This window comes from Proteus mirabilis HI4320, from assembly GCF_000069965.1.
Taxonomy (GTDB): Bacteria; Pseudomonadota; Gammaproteobacteria; order Enterobacterales; family Enterobacteriaceae; genus Proteus; species Proteus mirabilis.
This window is the reverse complement of record NC_010554.1, coordinates 1,426,151-1,444,211: the sequence shown is the minus strand read 5'-3', so window position 1 is coordinate 1,444,211 and position 18,061 is coordinate 1,426,151. Positions and strand designations below refer to the sequence as shown.

Sequence of the window (18,061 nt, the reverse complement as noted above, 5' to 3'; positions counted from 1 at the left end):
ATAATTTATAGCTAAAGGAAAGCGTAATAATAGCGAAATAAACAATGGATCCGAAAATCCATTGTTTAGCTAGTGAGTTACTTACTTTTTATCTAAGATCTCAACCAGTGTATATTTGATGCTTGGTGCATCCGCAGGAGGATTAGGAATATCTGTAACTTTGACTTTTACTTTGTACTGCGTTCCCGCTTGGTAATCAAATCCTTCGATATTTTGATAGAAGAGAGACCATTCACCAGCAGGTAATTCTTTTACTTTCATGCATTTCATTGGCGCAACACCAACACAATCATAAAGCTGAGAGTCAATAAGTAGTGTTTTTGTCGAATCGTTCATAACTTGGGTGTTGGTTCCTGTCGCTGTATTGCATCCTGCTAAAAGTAAAAATAAAGGAATGGTGAGAAACTTTTTCATATTAGTAGCCTTATTTCAGGGGCGACAAATTAATTAAATATTTGCGTTTATTTTAAGTAAATTTCATTTTTATGACTAATATCTAGTGCTAATCGATAACCTAAATATAGGCATATATTGAAAAATCTATCATAACCTAATAATTAATGCTTATTTTAGTGTAAAAATCTTAAAGTAGAAAATATTTTACTCAATAATGTTGTTGTAGATGGAAGGATGTGATGGCGTTAATCTAGGCTAAATAGTGGCTTGATTTAACCTCTTGCAACATAATCAAATAAAGGCAATATTATTGATTGTTTACATGATTTTAGAAAAAAGCATAAAATTATATTTTAAATGATGGTATCAAGGAGGACGAATAATGAAAAGTGTCAATAACGCTATAATCGAAGATTCTGATGCTATCTATATGGCTCAGCTTAATGGGCATGGCGGAATTATGCCGATCACGGCTAATAGCATAGCAAGTAATGAAAGGCCTTTTTGGGTTCATCTCGATTATCGTAAACCCAAAAGTGATCAGTGGATTAATCAGACTGAGTTACTTCCTCCTATCGCAAAAGATGTGCTTTTAGCTGAAAATGTTCGACCTAAGGCACAGCGTATCGGGGAAGGGGTTATTATTAATTTGCAAACGATTAATAACAACCCCGATGATCGGCCGGATGAACTGATTGCGTATCGTATTTATATTAATGGTCAAATGATTATTTCGAGCCGACATCGTCGCGTTAATTCCGTTGATTCGGTGATCCACTCTTTAGAAGTGGGTGATGGTCCAGAAAATAGTGGTAGTTGGTTGATCACTATGGCCGATGCAGTGACAGATGAAATAGGTGATTTTGTTGAAACACTTCATGACCAATTAATTGAGTTGGAAGATATGATCCTCGATCAGCAAATTCCGGCTCGAGGTGAATTGGCATTGCTACGTAAGCAACTGATTGTGTTACGTCGTTATATGGCGCCACAACGTGATGTATTCTCCCGACTCTCTATCGAAAAATTACCTTGGATGAGCGACAGTGATCGCATTAGCTTGGTTGAAATATCAGAACGTCTCTCGCGTCGATTAGAAGATTTAGATAGTAGTATTTCTCGTACAGCCGTTATTGCTGATGAAATTACTTCAATGATGGCAGATGCGATGAACAGGCGAACATATACCATGTCATTAATGGCGATGCTATTTTTGCCCACGACCTTTTTGACAGGACTATTTGGGGTTAATTTAGGGGGGATCCCCGGTAATGAATTTCCTTATGGCTTTGCTATATTTTGCTTTTCACTGTTTTTCTTGATTGTGATTGTTGCTTGGTGGTTAAAGCGTAGTAGGTGGTTGTGAAATTTCAGCAAATTAATCGTAACTAAATGGATTTAAAAAAGAATTCTCTAACTCTGTTTGAGATATATCAATTTTTTAAATGCCAACATCTGGCATTATAACTCTCGCAGGTGAATACAACGTTGAGCGATGAACGTTGTGCTCCATAATTGTAGTTTTTCTCATATTGAGTTCTTAATACAGAATAATTGACCATTATTACACCGATGTTAAATAAACATCGGTTTTTTTTTGCTTATTATTTTCGTCATAAGTAAAGCATATTAAACCCCAGCGCAACGACGATGGTTTGCTAGGGATAATACTGGCTATGCTTATTTTACCTCAACAACATCCAATCTAGCTTGGCTAAAATCAGGACGCTCATCTTCATCATCGGAAAGAATAGGGCTTGTTGGAATATCATCCTTATCAAATGCTAGATCACCGCCGTTAATAATCTCATCACCCTGTTTGATATTAGCAAAGTCAAATAATTGGGTATCACATAGATGCGACGGAACAATATTTTGGGTTGCCCTAAACATGGTTTCAATGCGCCCAGGGTAACGTTTATCCCAATCTCTTAGCATCTCTTTGATCACTTGGCGCTGTAAGTTAGGTTGAGAGCCACAAAGATTACAGGGAATAATAGGGAAATTTTTTGCTTGAGCAAAACGTTCAATGTCTTTTTCTCGGGCATAAGCCAATGGACGAATAACGATATGTTTTCCGTCATCACTCATTAATTTAGGTGGCATGCCCTTTAGCTTTCCACCATAAAACATGTTCAGAAACAGCGTTTCTAAAATATCATCACGATGGTGACCTAAAGCAATTTTTGTTGCCCCAACTTCGGTGGCTGTACGGTATAAAATACCACGACGTAAGCGAGAGCAAAGTGAACAGGTGGTTTTACCTTCTGGAATGATCTCTTTTACAATACCGTAAGTATTCTCTTCAACAATTTTATACTCTACACCCAGTTGCTCAAGATATTCAGGTAAAATATGTTCAGGGAAGCCCGGTTGTTTTTGATCTAAATTAACGGCAATTAAGGAAAATTGTATTGGCGCGCTTTTTTGCAAATTCATTAAGATAGATAGGAGAGTATAGCTATCTTTCCCGCCAGAAAGGCACACCATGATTTTATCGCCATCTTCAATCATATTAAAATCAGCGATAGCTTGCCCAACGTTACGGCGTAAGCGTTTTTGTAATTTGTTAAAATTATATTGCTCTTTTGGGATGCTCATTTTTTACGGTTCTATATCGTTGCTAAGGTTTTTTAACTTACTTTAAAGAGGTTTTCTGCTTTATTTTCAATTTGTTGCGTGAGGTGCTTTATCGGAATAACATAATATCTATGCGTTTAAACGAATAAAGCTAAAAAGCAAAATTTAATCACCACTTATTGCAAGGAAATGATAAGCGGACAATGATAACAGAAGCATAGCGCATTTCGAAACTGCTAAGTAAAATAATCGCCACCCTGTGGGGCTGACTTACTGATCAAGATAGTAATGGGGGAAAAATAGCGATTACTACAAAGATAATCGCTATTGATAACAACAGCCTCTTATTTAAGTCACTAAAGGACGTCTATTTAAGAGGAGAGTGTGGCAAGTTTGGTGGCAAACCCCATAAAAAATAGCCCAACAATACCATTTCCCAGTTTAGCGATATTTTTACGTGAACCGAAGAAACGCGCCAATGCTACACCACCAAAAATAAGAAAAGAGAGATAAACAAAGCTAAATGCTTCAAGCATAGAAGCTAAGATCAAGTAGGATAAACCAGTATGTGCATAGTTAAAGTCGATAAATTGCACAAAAAAGGAGATATAAAACAAAATCGCTTTGGGGTTGGTTAAGCTTAATGTTAATGCCTTACGAAATACATGTTCTTGAATACAGTTTGTCTCAGTATGGCTTTGCTTTTTGGCAAAGAAGTTAGCATGAATAATTTTGATACCGAGATAGAGTAGATAAAAAGCACCTAAGAAACGGACAATAGTAAAAAGCACAGGAGAGGCTTTAATAACTGATGCCACACCGATAAATGCTAAGAAAATTAAGATAGCATCGCCAATAAAAACCCCTAATGCGGCTCGATAACCTGCACCAACTCCTCTTGATGCACTGGTTTTAAGCACATAAAGGGAATTAGGGCCGGGGACGATAATAATAAAGAACATACCCGCAAGATATGTCCAAATATTGAGCACTCCAAATTGTTCAAGCCACACAGTAACCCCCATACTTTTACTGTACATGATATAAACTTTGACCTGTTATTATATAAAGAGAAACAGAAAAATTTAAACGCCTATTTTTATACACTTTTAGCATAATTATTCGTAAATAATGATTTTTATACAGAAAGTAAGTTGTTTTTTAGTAGAAAATAGGGGGGAAGAGCATCGTGATACAGAACAAAAGTGAATAGGGTAAATATTATCTTAAAAAGTAGAGTTTATCTTATTGATTTATCTATTTTTATCAAAAATAATAGCAACGTATACACTTGCATATAAAACTAAGGAAATAGATCATGGCAACCACTTTTCTACCTATTGGTCTTTTTGGGCCATTAAACCCTATTGGTTTGGGCGGTATTATGTTTGAATTTTTCTATTATTTTTAATCATAATATAACCTCTATAATAGTAAATAGTAGCTCATCACCATTCTATATTAATAGTAAGGGATATTTATGATAAAGGTTATTGCAGAAGATTTTATTAAATCAGGATCAATAGAAACGGTCTTACCACTTTACCAAGAATTGGTGAAAGCTAGCCAACAAGAAGCACTTTGTATTAGCTATGATTTATTTGTTGATGAGAAAGATCCCGGTCACTTTATTTTTATTGAATCATGGCCAAATAAAGAAGCACTAGATATTCATTGTAATAGTGAACATTTTCGTCGCATCATTCCGATGATTAAACAATATACAAAAGCAGAGTCAAAAATCACTTTAGTCAATAGTGTATTTGATAAAAATATAGATTAATCATTTTATGTCTATATTTTAACGTATTAATAAATAATATATTAATTTGGGCCGCATTATTTATTGCGGCCTTGTTATATGTTGTGAACTATATTGAATAAAGCTCTAAAGGTAAGCCATCGGGATCTTGAAAAAAGGTAAAACGTTTTTGGCTACTAGGATCTAGACGTATTGGCTCGCATTGAATATTGTTTTGTTGTAAATAAGCAACTGAAGCATCAAGATCGTCCACTGCAAATGCCACATGGCGTAGACCACGAGCTTCTGGGTAACTTAAGCGTGCTGGCGCATCTGGGAAGCTAAATAATTCAATTTGGTAGACTGTACCTAACGCAAGCTCTGCTTTCCAAGATTGTATTTCTTCACGGTATTTTTCATTTAATAGGCTAAGCCCCAGTATTTGACAATAAAAATGTTTGCTGATCTTATAATCAGAACAAATAATCGCCACATGATGAATTTTATTTAATTTTAACATTGATAACTCAACTAATAAAAAAATAACATAAGATAAATTATGCTATAAAGATAGCATAAAATAATAGATTTAATAATATATATTTTATATAAGCGTATGATTTTTTATTTTTATATTTTGGTTAATTTAGAATAATCAAAAACAATAACAATTCTTAATATTTACTTAATGGTGGATAAAAATAATATAAGTTTACTCTAATTAAATAGAGAGATTTTATTTTCATTTTATTAATAAGAATTTCTTTATAATAAATGTTTTTTATTGTATCGTTTTTATTGTTTAAAGATGCTTAACTTCATAAAAAATATAATTTTTTTAGTTTTTTTGTTATTTTATATAGAGAATAAAAATGAAATTTAATTTTTTGCTTTCAACTTCAATACTCGTTGTTTCTACTCTTTCTTTTAATGCTTATGCAACATTAGAAAATACAGTGTCGATAGGGTATGCTAAATCTAAATTGAAAGTCGATGAAGATTTAATAAATGATAACCTTAAAGGTATTAACTTAAAATATAATCATGAAGTAGCTAATGATTGGGGCGTTATCAGTTCGTTTTCATATGCAAAAAATAAAAATGATGGTTATGATCATTGGGGATATGCAGGTACTTCAAAGATTAGCTACTATTCGTTAACGGCAGGTCCAAGTTACCGCCTTAACAATTATGTCAGTGCATATGGATTAATAGGTTTTGGCTATTTTCATGAAGACTTTCACTACTATGATGAAAGAGAAAAAGAAAATAAGATATCAATGGCTTATGGATTAGGTGTACAAGTAAACCCAATCACTAACTTAGCTATTGATGTTTCTTATGAATACTCCAAACTATATGATATTGATTTTACTACTTGGGTAGTGGGTATCGGTTATCGTTTTTAATCAAAGGTGTCACACACGATAGTCAATATATTTTTTAAGGTCGCTTTTGCGACCTTTTTAGTCTTTATATAAGCTACTTTTAAACAAATTAAAATTGATAAGTTCGCCAGTGTAGTTAAACAGACAAATTGTGTGGTTATTAAGAAGTTAAGATTTCCAAATAATATGGTACATGGGTTGCAGGGGATCACGACTAATTAATACACGACCAAAAATATCATCAATATCGGCGTTTTCATCCGGTGCAAGACCGATAATCACTTCACTAAACCGGGCTGATGAAACAGGTAAACCGACAATAAATTGCCAATCATTCCCTAATGTAACAACTTCAGCCGCACCTCGTTCTTCAAATTGTAAATTAAAAAGCAGCTGATCGGCTACATCAAGATTATCAGCGGCTTGCGCTAAAAAGAGATCATAGGCTTGTTCTAAAGCTTCTTCTTCACTGATTAAGGTTGGTTGGTTCATGGTCATGCCTATAAATTATGTCAATATTGTCGCGCTATTTATATCGATAGTTAGCTGTTTTCGCTAACTATTTTATTGTTGATATAATTACTGAGCTGATTGTATCACTCTTTCTAGAGAAGTGGGCTAAAGAAATAACAAAGGCGTTCTAACACCCGATTCATAAATGGACGTTTTTCCCATTCATCAAGAGTAAGTTGTGTTGAACGTGCAATATAATCATATTGTACGATGCTAAGATCACTAGCAAAACATTCATCATCAATCACAACAGTTATTTCAAAATTAAGCCATAAACTACGCATATCAAGGTTAACCGAGCCAACCATACTCAGTTGACCATCAACCATTACACTTTTTGTATGTAATAGGCCATCTTCAAATTGAAAAACTTTTACACCCGCCTCAAGTATTTCAGTAAAAAAGGCTCGGCTTGCCCAACGTACCAGGAAAGAGTCATTACTTCGTGGCACAATAATACTGACATCAACACCACGCATAGCGGCAGTTGAAATGGCATGAGCCAGATCGTCACTTGGCACGAAGTAGGGGGTTGTCATGACTAATTCTTTTCTGGCTGAATAGATGGCCGTAATTAATGATTGTTGAATGAGTTCTTCAGGAAAGCCGGGACCTGAGGCAATCACCTGTGTAGTATGCCCATTTGCTTGTTCAAATGGCATAATATTGTTATCTGGTGGCGGTGGTAAGTGGCGTTCACCGGTTTCCATTTCCCAGTCGAAGGCATAAATAATACCCAGTGTCGTAGAAACAGGGCCTTCCATTCTGACCATAATATCAATCCACTGACCGACACCCGCATCTTGTTTAAAATAGCGTGGGTCGACCATATTCATACTGCCGGTATAGGAAATGTAGTTATCAATTAATACTATTTTACGATGCTGACGTAAGTCCATACGACGCAAGAAGAAACGGAACAGATTGACTTGTAATGACTCGACAAATTCAATGCCGGCGGCTCGCATTCTTGCAGGGCCATTGGTGCGAAAGAAACTACGGCTTCCTGCAGAATCCACCATAATGCGACATTTTACACCACGTTTAGCCGCTTGAATAAGGGCTTCAGTGACTTCCTCTACCAATCCTCCGGATTGCCAGATATAAAACACCATTTCAATATTATCGCGCGCATTATTAATATCACGCGTGATGGCATTTAATGAGTCTTCGCAAGTTGTTAGTAGCTGGATCTTATTACCTTTTACACCATTAATACCTTGGCGTTTAGCGGTTAACTGAAAAATGGGCTCCGCAACATCACTATAGTGTTTAGCGAAAATATGTTTACATTTTTTTAATTCTTCAAGCCATGCAACTACGGAAGGCCACATCTGCCTAGCATGTTCGACACGGCGTTTACCAAGATGAAGTTCACCAAAGGCAAAATAGGCGATAACACCGACTAAAGGAAGGATATAAATAATCAGTAGCCATGTCATCGTTGAGGTGACAGGTCGTCGATGCATTAGGACACGAAATGTGACCCCTGCGATCAATAGCCAATAGAAGAAAAAAGTTAGCCAACTTAATACAGTATAAAATGTTGTCATAGTAAAGCTATTTTCCGTTGAAAAAGAATCGCATGAATAGGTCGGAGGCAATTTACTAACAATAGTTCATTATTTCTATTATTTGCCAAATGTTGTTATTAAATCAGGATTATTTTCTCTGTCAAATCTCTCTGGTAAGAGATAAACATCAAATAAGTCGCTATATACTTATTTTGATACATTTTATTTTTGAGAGAAAGGTATAAAGCATAAATAAAAAATAAGGCAAATTATCAATCCCCCCTTGGATCATAAAATGAACGTCCTATAATACACCACTTATTTGAAAAAATAGGTATTGATTGCAATGAGACATAGCAGGAATGAAGTGGCACGTTGGCGAATGATGAGACAAGCGTTACGTCGCCGTCGCCGTTGGTTAGAGGGTCAATCACGCCGTAACTTACGTATTTACCAAATGCGTAAGCTTGATACTTCTAGAAAACATAGAGCGCTGTTGTTCGTGCAATACACCGAACTAAATTGATCTTTAGCTTTTTTAGTTGTTATAGCAATCATTTTGATAAACGTTATTGAATATGATTGCTATTTGCATTTAAACTAGAGGCATTATTTTTTGTTTAGGTGAAATAAGATCAGTTATGCGCTTTAAGCTTTGGGTATTTATATCACTGTGTTTGCATGCCTCGCTTGTTGCGGCTGCCATACTGTATGTTGTAGAAGATAAGCCAATTGCACCAGAACCTATCTCTATACAGATGCTAGCCTTTGCTGCAGATGAGCCAGTAGGAGAGCCTGAGCCTGTAGTTGAAGAGGTGACGCCTCCGGAGCCTGAGCCTGTTGTCGAGCCAGAACCTGAGCCAGAACCAGAACCGATCCCAGATGTAAAACCGGTGATTGAAAAACCGATAGAGAAGAAGCCCGAACCGAAACCAAAACCTAAGCCAAAACCGGTGGAAAAACCAAAGCCACCTGTCGAACGGCCACAGCAACAGCCATTGGCGCTGAACAAGGGAAATGAGATGAAAAATCTTAATCCCAACGCTACACCGAGTAATAAAGGTGAGGAAAAGCCTGTTGCGACAACTAGCCAAGGGGAAGGAAAAGTACCTAATGTGCTTCGCCAAGGGTTACCTATCTATCCTCCTCGTGCCAAGGCTGTGGGTATTGAGGGGTCAATAAAAGTACGCTTTGATATCGATGCCGATGGACGGGTAGATAATGTAGAAATTCTCTCTGCTAACCCCAAAAATGTCTTTGAACGCGAAGTGAGAAAAGCAATGCGTCAATGGCGTTATGAGAAAATCCCTTATAAAGGTAAAGTGGTTATCATTGATTTTAATATAGATGGTGTTTCTGCAAGTTAATAAGAAGCCATTGATTGATAAAGCTTCACATCACTCAATGATAAAAAAGGCACTTTTGATAAGTGCCTTTTTTGTTGGTTTTATTGAGCTTAAAAAGGTTATTCCATGGTACTTGCTAAGGTAAAATTTGTTTTACCTTCAGGTAGGCGACGAGCACTATTATTCTCATCGACTGCCACATAAGTAAACACGGCTTCAGTGGCACGATACCGTTGACCTACCGGCTCGGTTGCTACTTTTTTAACCCACACTTCAATATTAACAGTAATTGAAGAGTTACCGGTTTTTAAACAACGAGCATAACAGCAAACGACGTCGCCAACGGCAACAGGTTTTAGAAAGGTAATGCCTGTTACACTTACAGTAACAACGCGACCTAAGGCAATTTCTTTCGCTAAAATGGCACCACCAATGTCCATTTGAGACATTATCCAGCCACCGAAAATATCACCATTGGCGTTAGTATCAGCTGGCATGGCAAGCGTACGTAATACTAGCTCACCATTAGGCAAAGATTGTTGTTCAGTCATGGGGAAATACTATCTATCAATGTTAAAACTAAGGAGACTCCCTTGAGGCAGTCTCCCGATAAAATAGAGGTCATTATTCAGATTTAGATGTCACATCTTTATGTAATACTTTAGATGTTGATGTTGTTCCGTTATCTGATGTTTCAGATGTATGACTTTCTGTTGATTCCTCTTTCGTCTCTTCTTCGGGTAACCGGTTGTTCCAGATATACACAACACTAATCACAGTAAAGATTAAGGTTAATATTGTTAACCCAAAGACTTTAAAGTTTACCCAAGTTTCTTGAGATAAAGAAAATGCGACATAAAGATTACCCAGCGCACAAGCTAAAAAGAACAGTACCCAAGCGATATTGAGTTTTTTCCAATTAGTCGCTGGCATCGCTAATTCTTTACCTAGCATTCTTTCCATTAATGTTTTCGGCGTAAAGAGTTGCATCGCAATAAGCACTAGCGCAAAAATGGCGTAGATTGCGGTGACTTTCCATTTAATAAAGACATCTGAATGGAAAGCGATAGTCAATGTACCAAATATCGTTACAACGATTGCGGTGATCAGTGGTGCTTTTTCGACTTTATGGAAAATAAGCCATGTTAAACCGACTGAGATCCATGTTGCTACAATTAATGCGCCAGAAGCATAGAAAATATCTTGCCATTTATAAAAGATAAAAAACACTAATAGTGGAGCGAAATCAAGTAATTGCTTAAGCCAGCCGTTTTTCATAACCGATAGAAACCTATTGTCGTTAAATTTATAAACTAGGTTATTCTAATGCAAAGCGACATGAAAAGGGTAAACAATTGCATATCTTTAATAAGATCAGGCTTATTTATCACAATATGGCGGTTTTATATTAGATTAACTCATTGAATATAAGGTTTAATTTAATCTTGCGTCATTTAAAGATAAAGTATTGATTATGGTAGGAGATTAAAACATCACTCTAGTATATGATTCATTGAGCCATTATCTCTTCACGCGACTTTTTGATGAATGCGCGAAAAAGTAATTCAGATAAGAGGAAATCAATGAACGGAAAAAGAATAATAAAATGGATGCCTGGATTAGGCTTATTGTTTAATTATCAGCGTGAATATCTTGGATATGATATTAAAGCAGGGCTTTCTGTTGCTGCGGTTGCATTGCCTGTTGCTATCGCTTATACCGAATTACTCGGTATCAATGCCATTGTGGGATTATACGCCTGTATCTTACCCATGATCATGTATGCTTTATTTGGCACTTCACGCCAATTAATTACTGGCCCTGATGCTGCAACTTGTGCCGTGATAGCCGCAGTTGTCATCCCTCTTTCTGCGGGGGATGAAAATACCCGTTGGCAACTGGCCATTATAATGACTGCAATGACCGGTTTTTGGTGCATTCTTGCGAGTCATTTTCGCTTTGGCGCATTTACGGACTTTCTCTCTAGACCTATATTACAAGGTCTATTAAATGGCGTTGCCATCACTATCATGGTGGGGCAATTGAGTAAAGTATTTGGTTTTACCACCTCCCCAGAATATTTAATTGAAAAATTACTTGAAGTACCTTTTCGATTAAAAGAAGCACATTGGCCAACACTGTTGATGTCGGCGCTAACCTTAGCATTACTATTATGTATTCGTCATTTTAGACAACGTTGGCCCGCTCCGTTAATTGCTATGGTGGTGATGACCTATTTAAGTTGGCAATTTGATTTAGTCAATTATGGGATTGCTATTGTTGATAAAGAAGCAGACAACGGTGATCTCTTTTTACCCATCGTTTCAATGAGTGGCTTTCATCTTGGATCACTTCGTGAATTAATTGTTCCTTCCATTAACCTTGCGGTGATTAGTTTTGTTAGCTTTATGATGACGGCAAGAAGTTTTGCTAGCAAAAATGGTTATGATGTTGATGCCGACCAAGAATTAAAGGCATTAGGCATTGCTAATATCGCATCGGCACTTTCGCAAGGATTTGCAGTAAGTGCCGCCAGTAGCCGTACTGCGGTGAATGATTCTGTTGGCGGTAAAACACAATTGGTCTCTATTGTGGCTGCGTTAGTCATTTTAGTTGTGTTGCTTTTTATGACCGACTTTATTGCCTACATTCCGTTATCTTCTTTAGGCGTTGTGCTGATTGTTTCCTCTTGGTCATTGCTAAGTATTCGTCATATTTGGTCTTATCGTAAACGAAATCGACAAGCTTTTACCTTAGCAACGTTTACTTTATTAGCGGTGTTGTTAGCGGGATTGATTAACGGCATTGGTTTTGCTGTGTTACTTGGGTTATTGCAATTTTTACGTATTGTATTCCGCCCAAGTGATCAGTTATTAGGTGTTGATGAACAAGGAATGATCCACTCAATCAACCAAGGTAACGGCATTGAATCGATATCAGGATTGATGATGTATCGTTTTAATTCCCCCTTAACCTATTTCAATGTTGGCTATTTTAAAAAGCGGGTACTACAGCTAGTGGACAGCGCGCCACAACGTCCTGCATGGTTAGCGGTTGATGCTACCGTAAGTTTTACTTATGACGATGTGAGTGTTTTTGCTGTTATTGATGAGCTAATTAGAGAGCTTAGGATCAAAGGCGTTAAATTGGTATTGGCTGGGCGCAGAACAGAATTAAATCGTTGGATTGCACGTAACAAGATCACTATCAATGATGATGATTTAATTATTGCCCCCGATCTCTATTTTGTTATTCGTTTATATCAAAGTCGACAACAAATAAAAGAAAAACACAAACAGCAACAACAAGTGCCGTTTGCTGAAGATAACCAAGCCACTTTCATCAGGGATACGGAAACGAGGGGATAGAATGAATAACATGGGGTTTAGTGGCTGGATAGGTGTGTAAGGTTAATTGATTATTTTTAAATGATTATGTTAATAACAATGCCGTGCTAATCTATTAATCACATTAGCGCGGCATTGTTTGCTGCGAGGGGGTTACTTGGTGATATATTTATTTTCAGTCAGCATAAACAGACGGAATAGATAAATAATCATCCATGCAGACGTAATATTCTTTAAAAAATAATATAAAAATTTGTGGATCATGTTAGGCAATTCACCCGTAATATTGCTTAAGAAGCCAATCCCAAATTGTAATAAAATCCAAATTCCTAAGGCAGGGATCAGCGCCCCTGATTCACCAAAGCCCATTTTCCAGCCTAGACGTATTGCGCTACCAATAGATTGTTGGCGTACCAGTACGACTGGCGCTAGTGCAAATCCCACTAATAAAATGATACCAGGGATAATCAACATAAAGCCTGCACTAATTAAAATAGAGCAGAGCAAAATTAGCAGAAACATCTTCGGTAAACGGGGTAAGCTGGCATTAAACGTTTGGTTCAATGTCACGTTATGACCGGCAGAAAGTGCCATTGCCAACATTAAAATCACTAAAACCAGAATACTTTGCTGAAAAAGCTCAAAAACATAGACCAGTAAGACCTTTTGAAATACCCCAATAACACTGTTATTCATCGCTTCTAATTCAGCGGGTGAGACATCAGCGAATCTGGTTTTTTGAAAATTAATAATAAAGTCATTAATTATTTGTGATTCTTGTGCATTAGGGCCAACCAATAGATATATGACAGCTAAAATGAGGGCCAAAACTGCAGATAGCGTGATAATGCTACGTTGTTCATTTTTATAAAAGTTAAGACTATCACGGTAGATTGTGCGTGCCGGGGTAGGCATGAAACTGCTCCTATACAAATAGACTAAGTCAATGGGACATATTGTACCTTTTAAGACAACAAAAAGGGATCATTTCTGTTATTTCTATAGCTATTGTTATTGAAAGGTTTTTTTCATTCGTTTGGTGAATGAAAATTAAATAATCAAATCAGATGAAACATTAAATTAACAATTAAATAACGATGTTGTCAAATATCATCTTTTAATGAGGTTCTTTTATTTAATGATTCTTAAAAACAATAAATTTAATTATAAGAAAATATTGTATTAATGCTAAATTTGATGTGGATCAATTATAAATAATCAGCATCATAAATAATAAAGAGAGGAATAACACTTTCTGCAAAAATAATTCCAAAGTTGTGATCGGCATTAGATCATAATTACTTATTAATGGGTATATTTTAGCGGAGATTTTACTTATTACAGGAATGGGTTAAATAATGAAAAAACTTTCTGCGCTTATTCTAGCGGCTGCAACACTTGCACCGTCTATTTCTTTTGCTCATCAAGCGGGTGATTTTTTATTCCGTGCGGGTACTGCAACAGTTCGTCCTAATACAGGTTCAGATACTATATTAGGTGGGCATTTTGATGCTAATAACAACACTCAATTAGGTTTAACCTTTGGTTATATGGTAACTGATAATATTGGGGTTGAGTTATTAGCAGCAACACCTTTTGAGCATAAAGTTTCTTTAACTGGTGTGGGCGAAATTGCTAAAGTTAAACATTTACCACCAACATTAATGGCACAGTATTACTTTGGTGGTGCTGAAGATAAATTACGCCCTTATTTAGGTGCTGGTCTAAACTTTACGACCTTCTTTGATGAAAAATTCAATAATAATCCAGCGGTAGGCAAACTTGGATTAAATGATCTTGATCTTAAAAACTCTTGGGGCTTCGCAGCACAAGCAGGTTTAGACTATAACCTAGATAAAAACTGGATGCTGAACGCTTCTGTTTGGTGGATGAATATCGAAACCGATGTCAAATTTAAAGATGGCGATGGAAACCACTATAAAGTGGATACTCGCTTAGACCCATTTGTGTTTATGTTCGGTGTTGGTTATCGTTTCTAATTATTCTTGCAATAACAGAATATGCTATTAAGTATCAGCGGGGCAGTGGCTCCGCTTTTTTTTTATCTGTGTTAATCATAATTGCTTATCTACAGTGATCGTGTTTAGACTAAAAAATTTTATTACCTCTATTATGTGTATTAAGGCTTAGCTGATTATAACTAAAATAATAGAGGTATATTTTAATAGTGCATTAAAAATACATCTTTATATTTTTTATTAGTTAAAAAAATAATCACTATTCTCGATGAGCATTTAATTGTCTTGCATAAATGGGAATTTATAGATGTATTTTATTTGCATGTTTTATATGCCCATGATATTGCCTAATAATAATTAAAAAATAGCGCCTAAATCGGCCAAAATATTATTACTGATATTGAATAGTACTATTAAGAAAATGATGGTCGCATCAAATTTAAGTGAAAGTCACCAGTGTGGTGAAAATAACATCGAAAAAAGATAAGTATAACTTTAGTTTTAACGGTTTTTTTTGGGGTATTTTACCCGTAAAAAAGAAACGGCTAATTTTAGTAAAACAGAGAATTTGTCAAAAATTGATCTTCATACCAAAGAGTGTGGAATGCTTTAGATGAGACAAGAAAAAAACCACCGAAGTGGCTTTTTTCTTACTGACTTATAAAAAATAGCTTAACGGATAACCATTGAGTTAATGACACCTTTAACGCCAGTGACTTTACGTGCGGTTTCTATGGCGCGATTTGCATCAGCCTGTGAAGAGACAAAACCACTTAACTGAACTTTACCTTTAAATGTCTCAACGCTAATTTGTGTTGAGTTTAGGTTTTTCTCACCAATTAAAGCTGTTTTTACTTTAGTGGTGATCACCGAGTCATCAAAATATCCCCCAGTGCCTTCTGATGTTGCCGTTGGAGAGCATGCAGATAAAGTCATGGCCATAAGTAATGCCGCTAATACGGTAGAAATTTTTGCCCATAGTTTCATTATCAAACTCCTTATAATGACATTATTGATTGAGTACTACTGAATAGAAAACCTAAAGCTGTATACCCTATATAAAGTATGTGCAAGAAATGACAGATTGCCAACTGACTGAGCAAAAATAGTTTTATGCTTGTTTAGGCGAATCAAGCATTACTCGCGCTATGAATAGAGGCTGATGGGGAAGTGATGGTCGATTGTTAATGATTAAATTAGGAAAAATCTGCTTAGGAAAAAGTTTTCTCTAAGCAGACGGCGATAATAATTTTAGACTTAAACGCTTATTGTTGCGGCTTTCATTTGTTGCACAAACTGCGTCAACATTTTTAACATCACATCAGGTTGATGTAGGTTATTTTCAATAATTTGTACAACGGCTGATCCTGAGATAGCGCCAAATGCACCATTACTAATGGCCTGTGAAACTTGTTGTGGCTCAGAAATACCAAAACCTTGTAATGCAGGTGGTGCATTATAAGCTTTAAGTTTACTGGTTAAATGAGTGAGTGACTGTTCTGCTCGTTTATCTGTCCCCGTAACACCGGCTCTTGATAATAGATAAGTATATCCCTCTGCGCTGGTGGCTAACTCTTGTAATAACTCATCATCTGCATTGGGCGGGCAAATAAAAATCGGGGCAATATTCGCGCTTAATGCCGCTTCTCGAAATTGTTTTGCTTCACGCAAGGGAACATCACCAATCAGTACTGAATCAACACCCGCTTGTTGGCATTTATGGTAAAAATTATCAACGCCATTGCTAAAAACAAGATTTGCATACACCAATAGTCCAATCGGAATAGTGGGGTGTTTTTGGCGGATCTGGCTTAATAACTCAAAACAGAGGGTTGGGGTGACATTAGCATTTAATGCCCGTAAGTTTGCCCCTTGAATAGTAGGGCCATCAGCCAGTGGATCAGAAAATGGAATGCCTATCTCTAACGCATCTGCACCCCCTTCAATTAATGCGTCAATAATTTTTAACGACAGTTCAGCATCGGGATCACCTAAAGTGACAAAGGGAACAAACGCGCCTTGTTGTTTTTGTGCTAATGCTTCAAAGCATAATTGATAACGGCTCATTAAATTTCTCCTCGTGCAGCTAAAATATCGTTAACAGTAAAAATATCTTTGTCACCTCGTCCGGATAAATTGACAATTAAGAGTTGTTCTTTATCTGGATTTTGGGCAATCAGTTTCAACGCATAGGCCAGAGCATGTGACGATTCTAATGCGGGGATGATCCCTTCACGGCGTGATAGCGTTTTAAAAGCCTCAATGGCTTCATCATCTGTTACAGAAACATAATCTGCACGGCCAATGCTGTTTAAATGCGCATGTTGCGGGCCTACGGATGGGAAATCTAATCCTGCAGAAATAGAATAGGACTCTTCAATTTGGCCTTCTTCGGTTTGCATAATCGGTGATTTCATACCGAAATAAATGCCTAACTTGCCATGTTTTAATGGTGCTCCGTGCTCTCCTGTTTCGATCCCTTTTCCTGCCGGCTCAACACCAATTAATTGTACTGAGGTTTCTGGTATAAATGAGGCGAATAAGCCAATGGCGTTAGAGCCACCGCCAATACAGGCGATAACGGCATCAGGGAGACGACCTTCACGGGCTAAAATTTGCGCTTTAGCTTCATCCCCAATCATGCGCTGGAATTCGCGAACAATAGTGGGATAAGGATGCGGGCCTGCCGCAGTGCCTAATAAGTAGTGAGCACGCTCGTAGCAACCAGACCAGTCACGTAACGCTTCATTACACGCATCTTTTAATGTTGATGAACCACTATGCACCGGAATAACTTCGGCACCCATTAAACGCATACGAAATACATTGGGTGATTGACGTTCAACATCTTTTGCCCCCATATAAATACGGCACTTCATATTTAACAGGGCACAAGCTAACGCAGTGGCAACACCATGTTGCCCAGCGCCCGTTTCTGCAATAATTTCTGTTTTTCCCATCCGTTTTGCTAGCAGTGCTTGGCCTAATACTTGGTTTGTTTTATGAGCACCGCCATGCAATAAATCTTCACGTTTTAGATATAAACGGGTACGAGTACCTTGGGTCAAATTGCGACAGAGTGTCAGTGCCGTTGGTCTACCTGCATAATTTTTGAGTAGATCTTGAAACTCTTGCTGAAATGACGGATCGTTTTGTGCGTCAATAAAGGCTTGTTCAAGTTGATCTAATGCAGGGATCAATATTTCTGGTACATATTGACCACCAAACTCACCAAAGTAGGGATTAAGTTTTCTCAT

General features: G+C 36.9%; 19 protein-coding genes. 7 read left to right on the top strand and 12 right to left on the bottom strand.

Annotated elements, in window-relative coordinates:
* Positions 1-81: 81 nt before the first annotated feature.
* Positions 82-414: a DUF4377 domain-containing protein gene (locus PMI_RS06590; protein WP_004248145.1), complete on the bottom strand. Its 333-nt coding sequence runs from the start codon at positions 412-414 to the stop codon at positions 82-84.
* Positions 415-778: 364 nt separating this feature from the next.
* Here PMI_RS06590 and zntB point away from each other — a divergent pair, with 364 nt between their 5' ends.
* Complete coding sequence (gene zntB / locus PMI_RS06585) at positions 779-1,762, top strand: zinc transporter ZntB (RefSeq protein WP_012367976.1); 984 nt, start codon at positions 779-781, stop codon at positions 1,760-1,762.
* Between the two features lie 314 nt (positions 1,763-2,076).
* On the opposite strand, the gene ttcA is transcribed toward zntB, so the two are convergent.
* Together ttcA and leuE are read right to left on the bottom strand one after the other, a co-directional pair.
* Positions 2,077-2,997, bottom strand: coding sequence for a tRNA 2-thiocytidine(32) synthetase TtcA (ttcA, locus tag PMI_RS06580; protein WP_004243086.1), 921 nt, complete (start codon positions 2,995-2,997; stop codon positions 2,077-2,079).
* Between the two features lie 350 nt (positions 2,998-3,347).
* Complete coding sequence (gene leuE, locus PMI_RS06575) at positions 3,348-4,016, bottom strand: leucine efflux protein LeuE (protein WP_004243084.1); 669 nt, start codon at positions 4,014-4,016, stop codon at positions 3,348-3,350.
* 440 nt (positions 4,017-4,456) lie between these two features.
* On the opposite strand from leuE, the gene PMI_RS06570 reads away from it, so the two are divergent.
* Positions 4,457-4,759 carry a putative quinol monooxygenase gene (locus tag PMI_RS06570; RefSeq protein ID WP_004251042.1) on the top strand — a complete coding sequence of 101 codons (303 nt, stop codon included), beginning with the start codon at positions 4,457-4,459 and terminating at the stop codon, positions 4,757-4,759.
* A gap of 88 nt (positions 4,760-4,847) precedes the next feature.
* Here PMI_RS06570 and gloA2 read toward each other — a convergent pair whose 3' ends face one another.
* Positions 4,848-5,237 carry an SMU1112c/YaeR family gloxylase I-like metalloprotein gene (gloA2, locus tag PMI_RS06565; RefSeq protein WP_012367974.1) on the bottom strand — a complete coding sequence of 130 codons (390 nt, stop codon included), beginning with the start codon at positions 5,235-5,237 and terminating at the stop codon, positions 4,848-4,850.
* 352 nt (positions 5,238-5,589) lie between these two features.
* On the opposite strand from gloA2, the gene PMI_RS06560 reads away from it, so the two are divergent.
* Positions 5,590-6,126 carry an Ail/Lom family outer membrane beta-barrel protein gene (locus PMI_RS06560; RefSeq protein ID WP_004243080.1) on the top strand — a complete coding sequence of 179 codons (537 nt, stop codon included), beginning with the start codon at positions 5,590-5,592 and terminating at the stop codon, positions 6,124-6,126.
* 147 nt (positions 6,127-6,273) lie between these two features.
* On the opposite strand, the gene PMI_RS06555 is transcribed toward PMI_RS06560, so the two are convergent.
* Positions 6,274-6,603 carry an HI1450 family dsDNA-mimic protein gene (locus PMI_RS06555; protein ID WP_012367973.1) on the bottom strand — a complete coding sequence of 110 codons (330 nt, stop codon included), beginning with the start codon at positions 6,601-6,603 and terminating at the stop codon, positions 6,274-6,276.
* Positions 6,604-6,710: 107 nt separating this feature from the next.
* Positions 6,711-8,171 carry a cardiolipin synthase gene (cls, locus tag PMI_RS06550; protein WP_004248139.1) on the bottom strand — a complete coding sequence of 487 codons (1,461 nt, stop codon included), beginning with the start codon at positions 8,169-8,171 and terminating at the stop codon, positions 6,711-6,713.
* 307 nt (positions 8,172-8,478) lie between these two features.
* Here cls and PMI_RS06545 point away from each other — a divergent pair, with 307 nt between their 5' ends.
* Positions 8,479-8,658 (top strand): YciY family protein, encoded by a 180-nt coding sequence (locus PMI_RS06545; protein ID WP_004248137.1) that lies wholly within the window; start codon positions 8,479-8,481, stop codon positions 8,656-8,658.
* A 115-nt stretch (positions 8,659-8,773) separates the two neighbouring features.
* Positions 8,774-9,499 (top strand): TonB system transport protein TonB, encoded by a 726-nt coding sequence (gene tonB / locus PMI_RS06540; protein WP_012367972.1) that lies wholly within the window; start codon positions 8,774-8,776, stop codon positions 9,497-9,499.
* A gap of 98 nt (positions 9,500-9,597) precedes the next feature.
* Here the strand turns inward: tonB and yciA are convergent, their stop codons facing one another.
* Both yciA and PMI_RS06530 read right to left on the bottom strand, forming a co-directional pair.
* Positions 9,598-10,029: an acyl-CoA thioester hydrolase YciA gene (gene yciA / locus PMI_RS06535; protein ID WP_004243075.1), complete on the bottom strand. Its 432-nt coding sequence runs from the start codon at positions 10,027-10,029 to the stop codon at positions 9,598-9,600.
* Between the two features lie 73 nt (positions 10,030-10,102).
* Complete coding sequence (locus tag PMI_RS06530) at positions 10,103-10,756, bottom strand: septation protein A (RefSeq protein ID WP_004243074.1); 654 nt, start codon at positions 10,754-10,756, stop codon at positions 10,103-10,105.
* Positions 10,757-11,061: 305 nt separating this feature from the next.
* Between PMI_RS06530 and PMI_RS06525 the strand changes: the two genes are divergently transcribed.
* Positions 11,062-12,846: a SulP family inorganic anion transporter gene (locus PMI_RS06525; protein ID WP_012367971.1), complete on the top strand. Its 1,785-nt coding sequence runs from the start codon at positions 11,062-11,064 to the stop codon at positions 12,844-12,846.
* A 132-nt stretch (positions 12,847-12,978) separates the two neighbouring features.
* On the opposite strand, the gene PMI_RS06520 is transcribed toward PMI_RS06525, so the two are convergent.
* Positions 12,979-13,740 carry a YciC family protein gene (locus tag PMI_RS06520; RefSeq protein WP_004243072.1) on the bottom strand — a complete coding sequence of 254 codons (762 nt, stop codon included), beginning with the start codon at positions 13,738-13,740 and terminating at the stop codon, positions 12,979-12,981.
* Between the two features lie 443 nt (positions 13,741-14,183).
* Between PMI_RS06520 and ompW the strand changes: the two genes are divergently transcribed.
* The gene (gene ompW, locus PMI_RS06515; RefSeq protein ID WP_004248133.1) at positions 14,184-14,825 is read left to right on the top strand and encodes an outer membrane protein OmpW; all 642 of its coding nucleotides are present in this window, start codon (positions 14,184-14,186) and stop codon (positions 14,823-14,825) included.
* Positions 14,826-15,476: 651 nt separating this feature from the next.
* Here ompW and PMI_RS06510 read toward each other — a convergent pair.
* From PMI_RS06510 to trpB, 3 genes are all read right to left on the bottom strand, one after another.
* Positions 15,477-15,791 carry a BON domain-containing protein gene (locus PMI_RS06510; protein ID WP_004243069.1) on the bottom strand — a complete coding sequence of 105 codons (315 nt, stop codon included), beginning with the start codon at positions 15,789-15,791 and terminating at the stop codon, positions 15,477-15,479.
* Positions 15,792-16,061: 270 nt separating this feature from the next.
* The gene (gene trpA / locus PMI_RS06505; RefSeq protein ID WP_004243068.1) at positions 16,062-16,871 is read right to left on the bottom strand and encodes a tryptophan synthase subunit alpha; all 810 of its coding nucleotides are present in this window, start codon (positions 16,869-16,871) and stop codon (positions 16,062-16,064) included.
* Positions 16,871-18,061, bottom strand: coding sequence for a tryptophan synthase subunit beta (gene trpB, locus PMI_RS06500; RefSeq protein WP_004243066.1), 1,191 nt, complete (start codon positions 18,059-18,061; stop codon positions 16,871-16,873). The genes trpA and trpB overlap by 1 nt, the downstream gene beginning before the upstream one ends.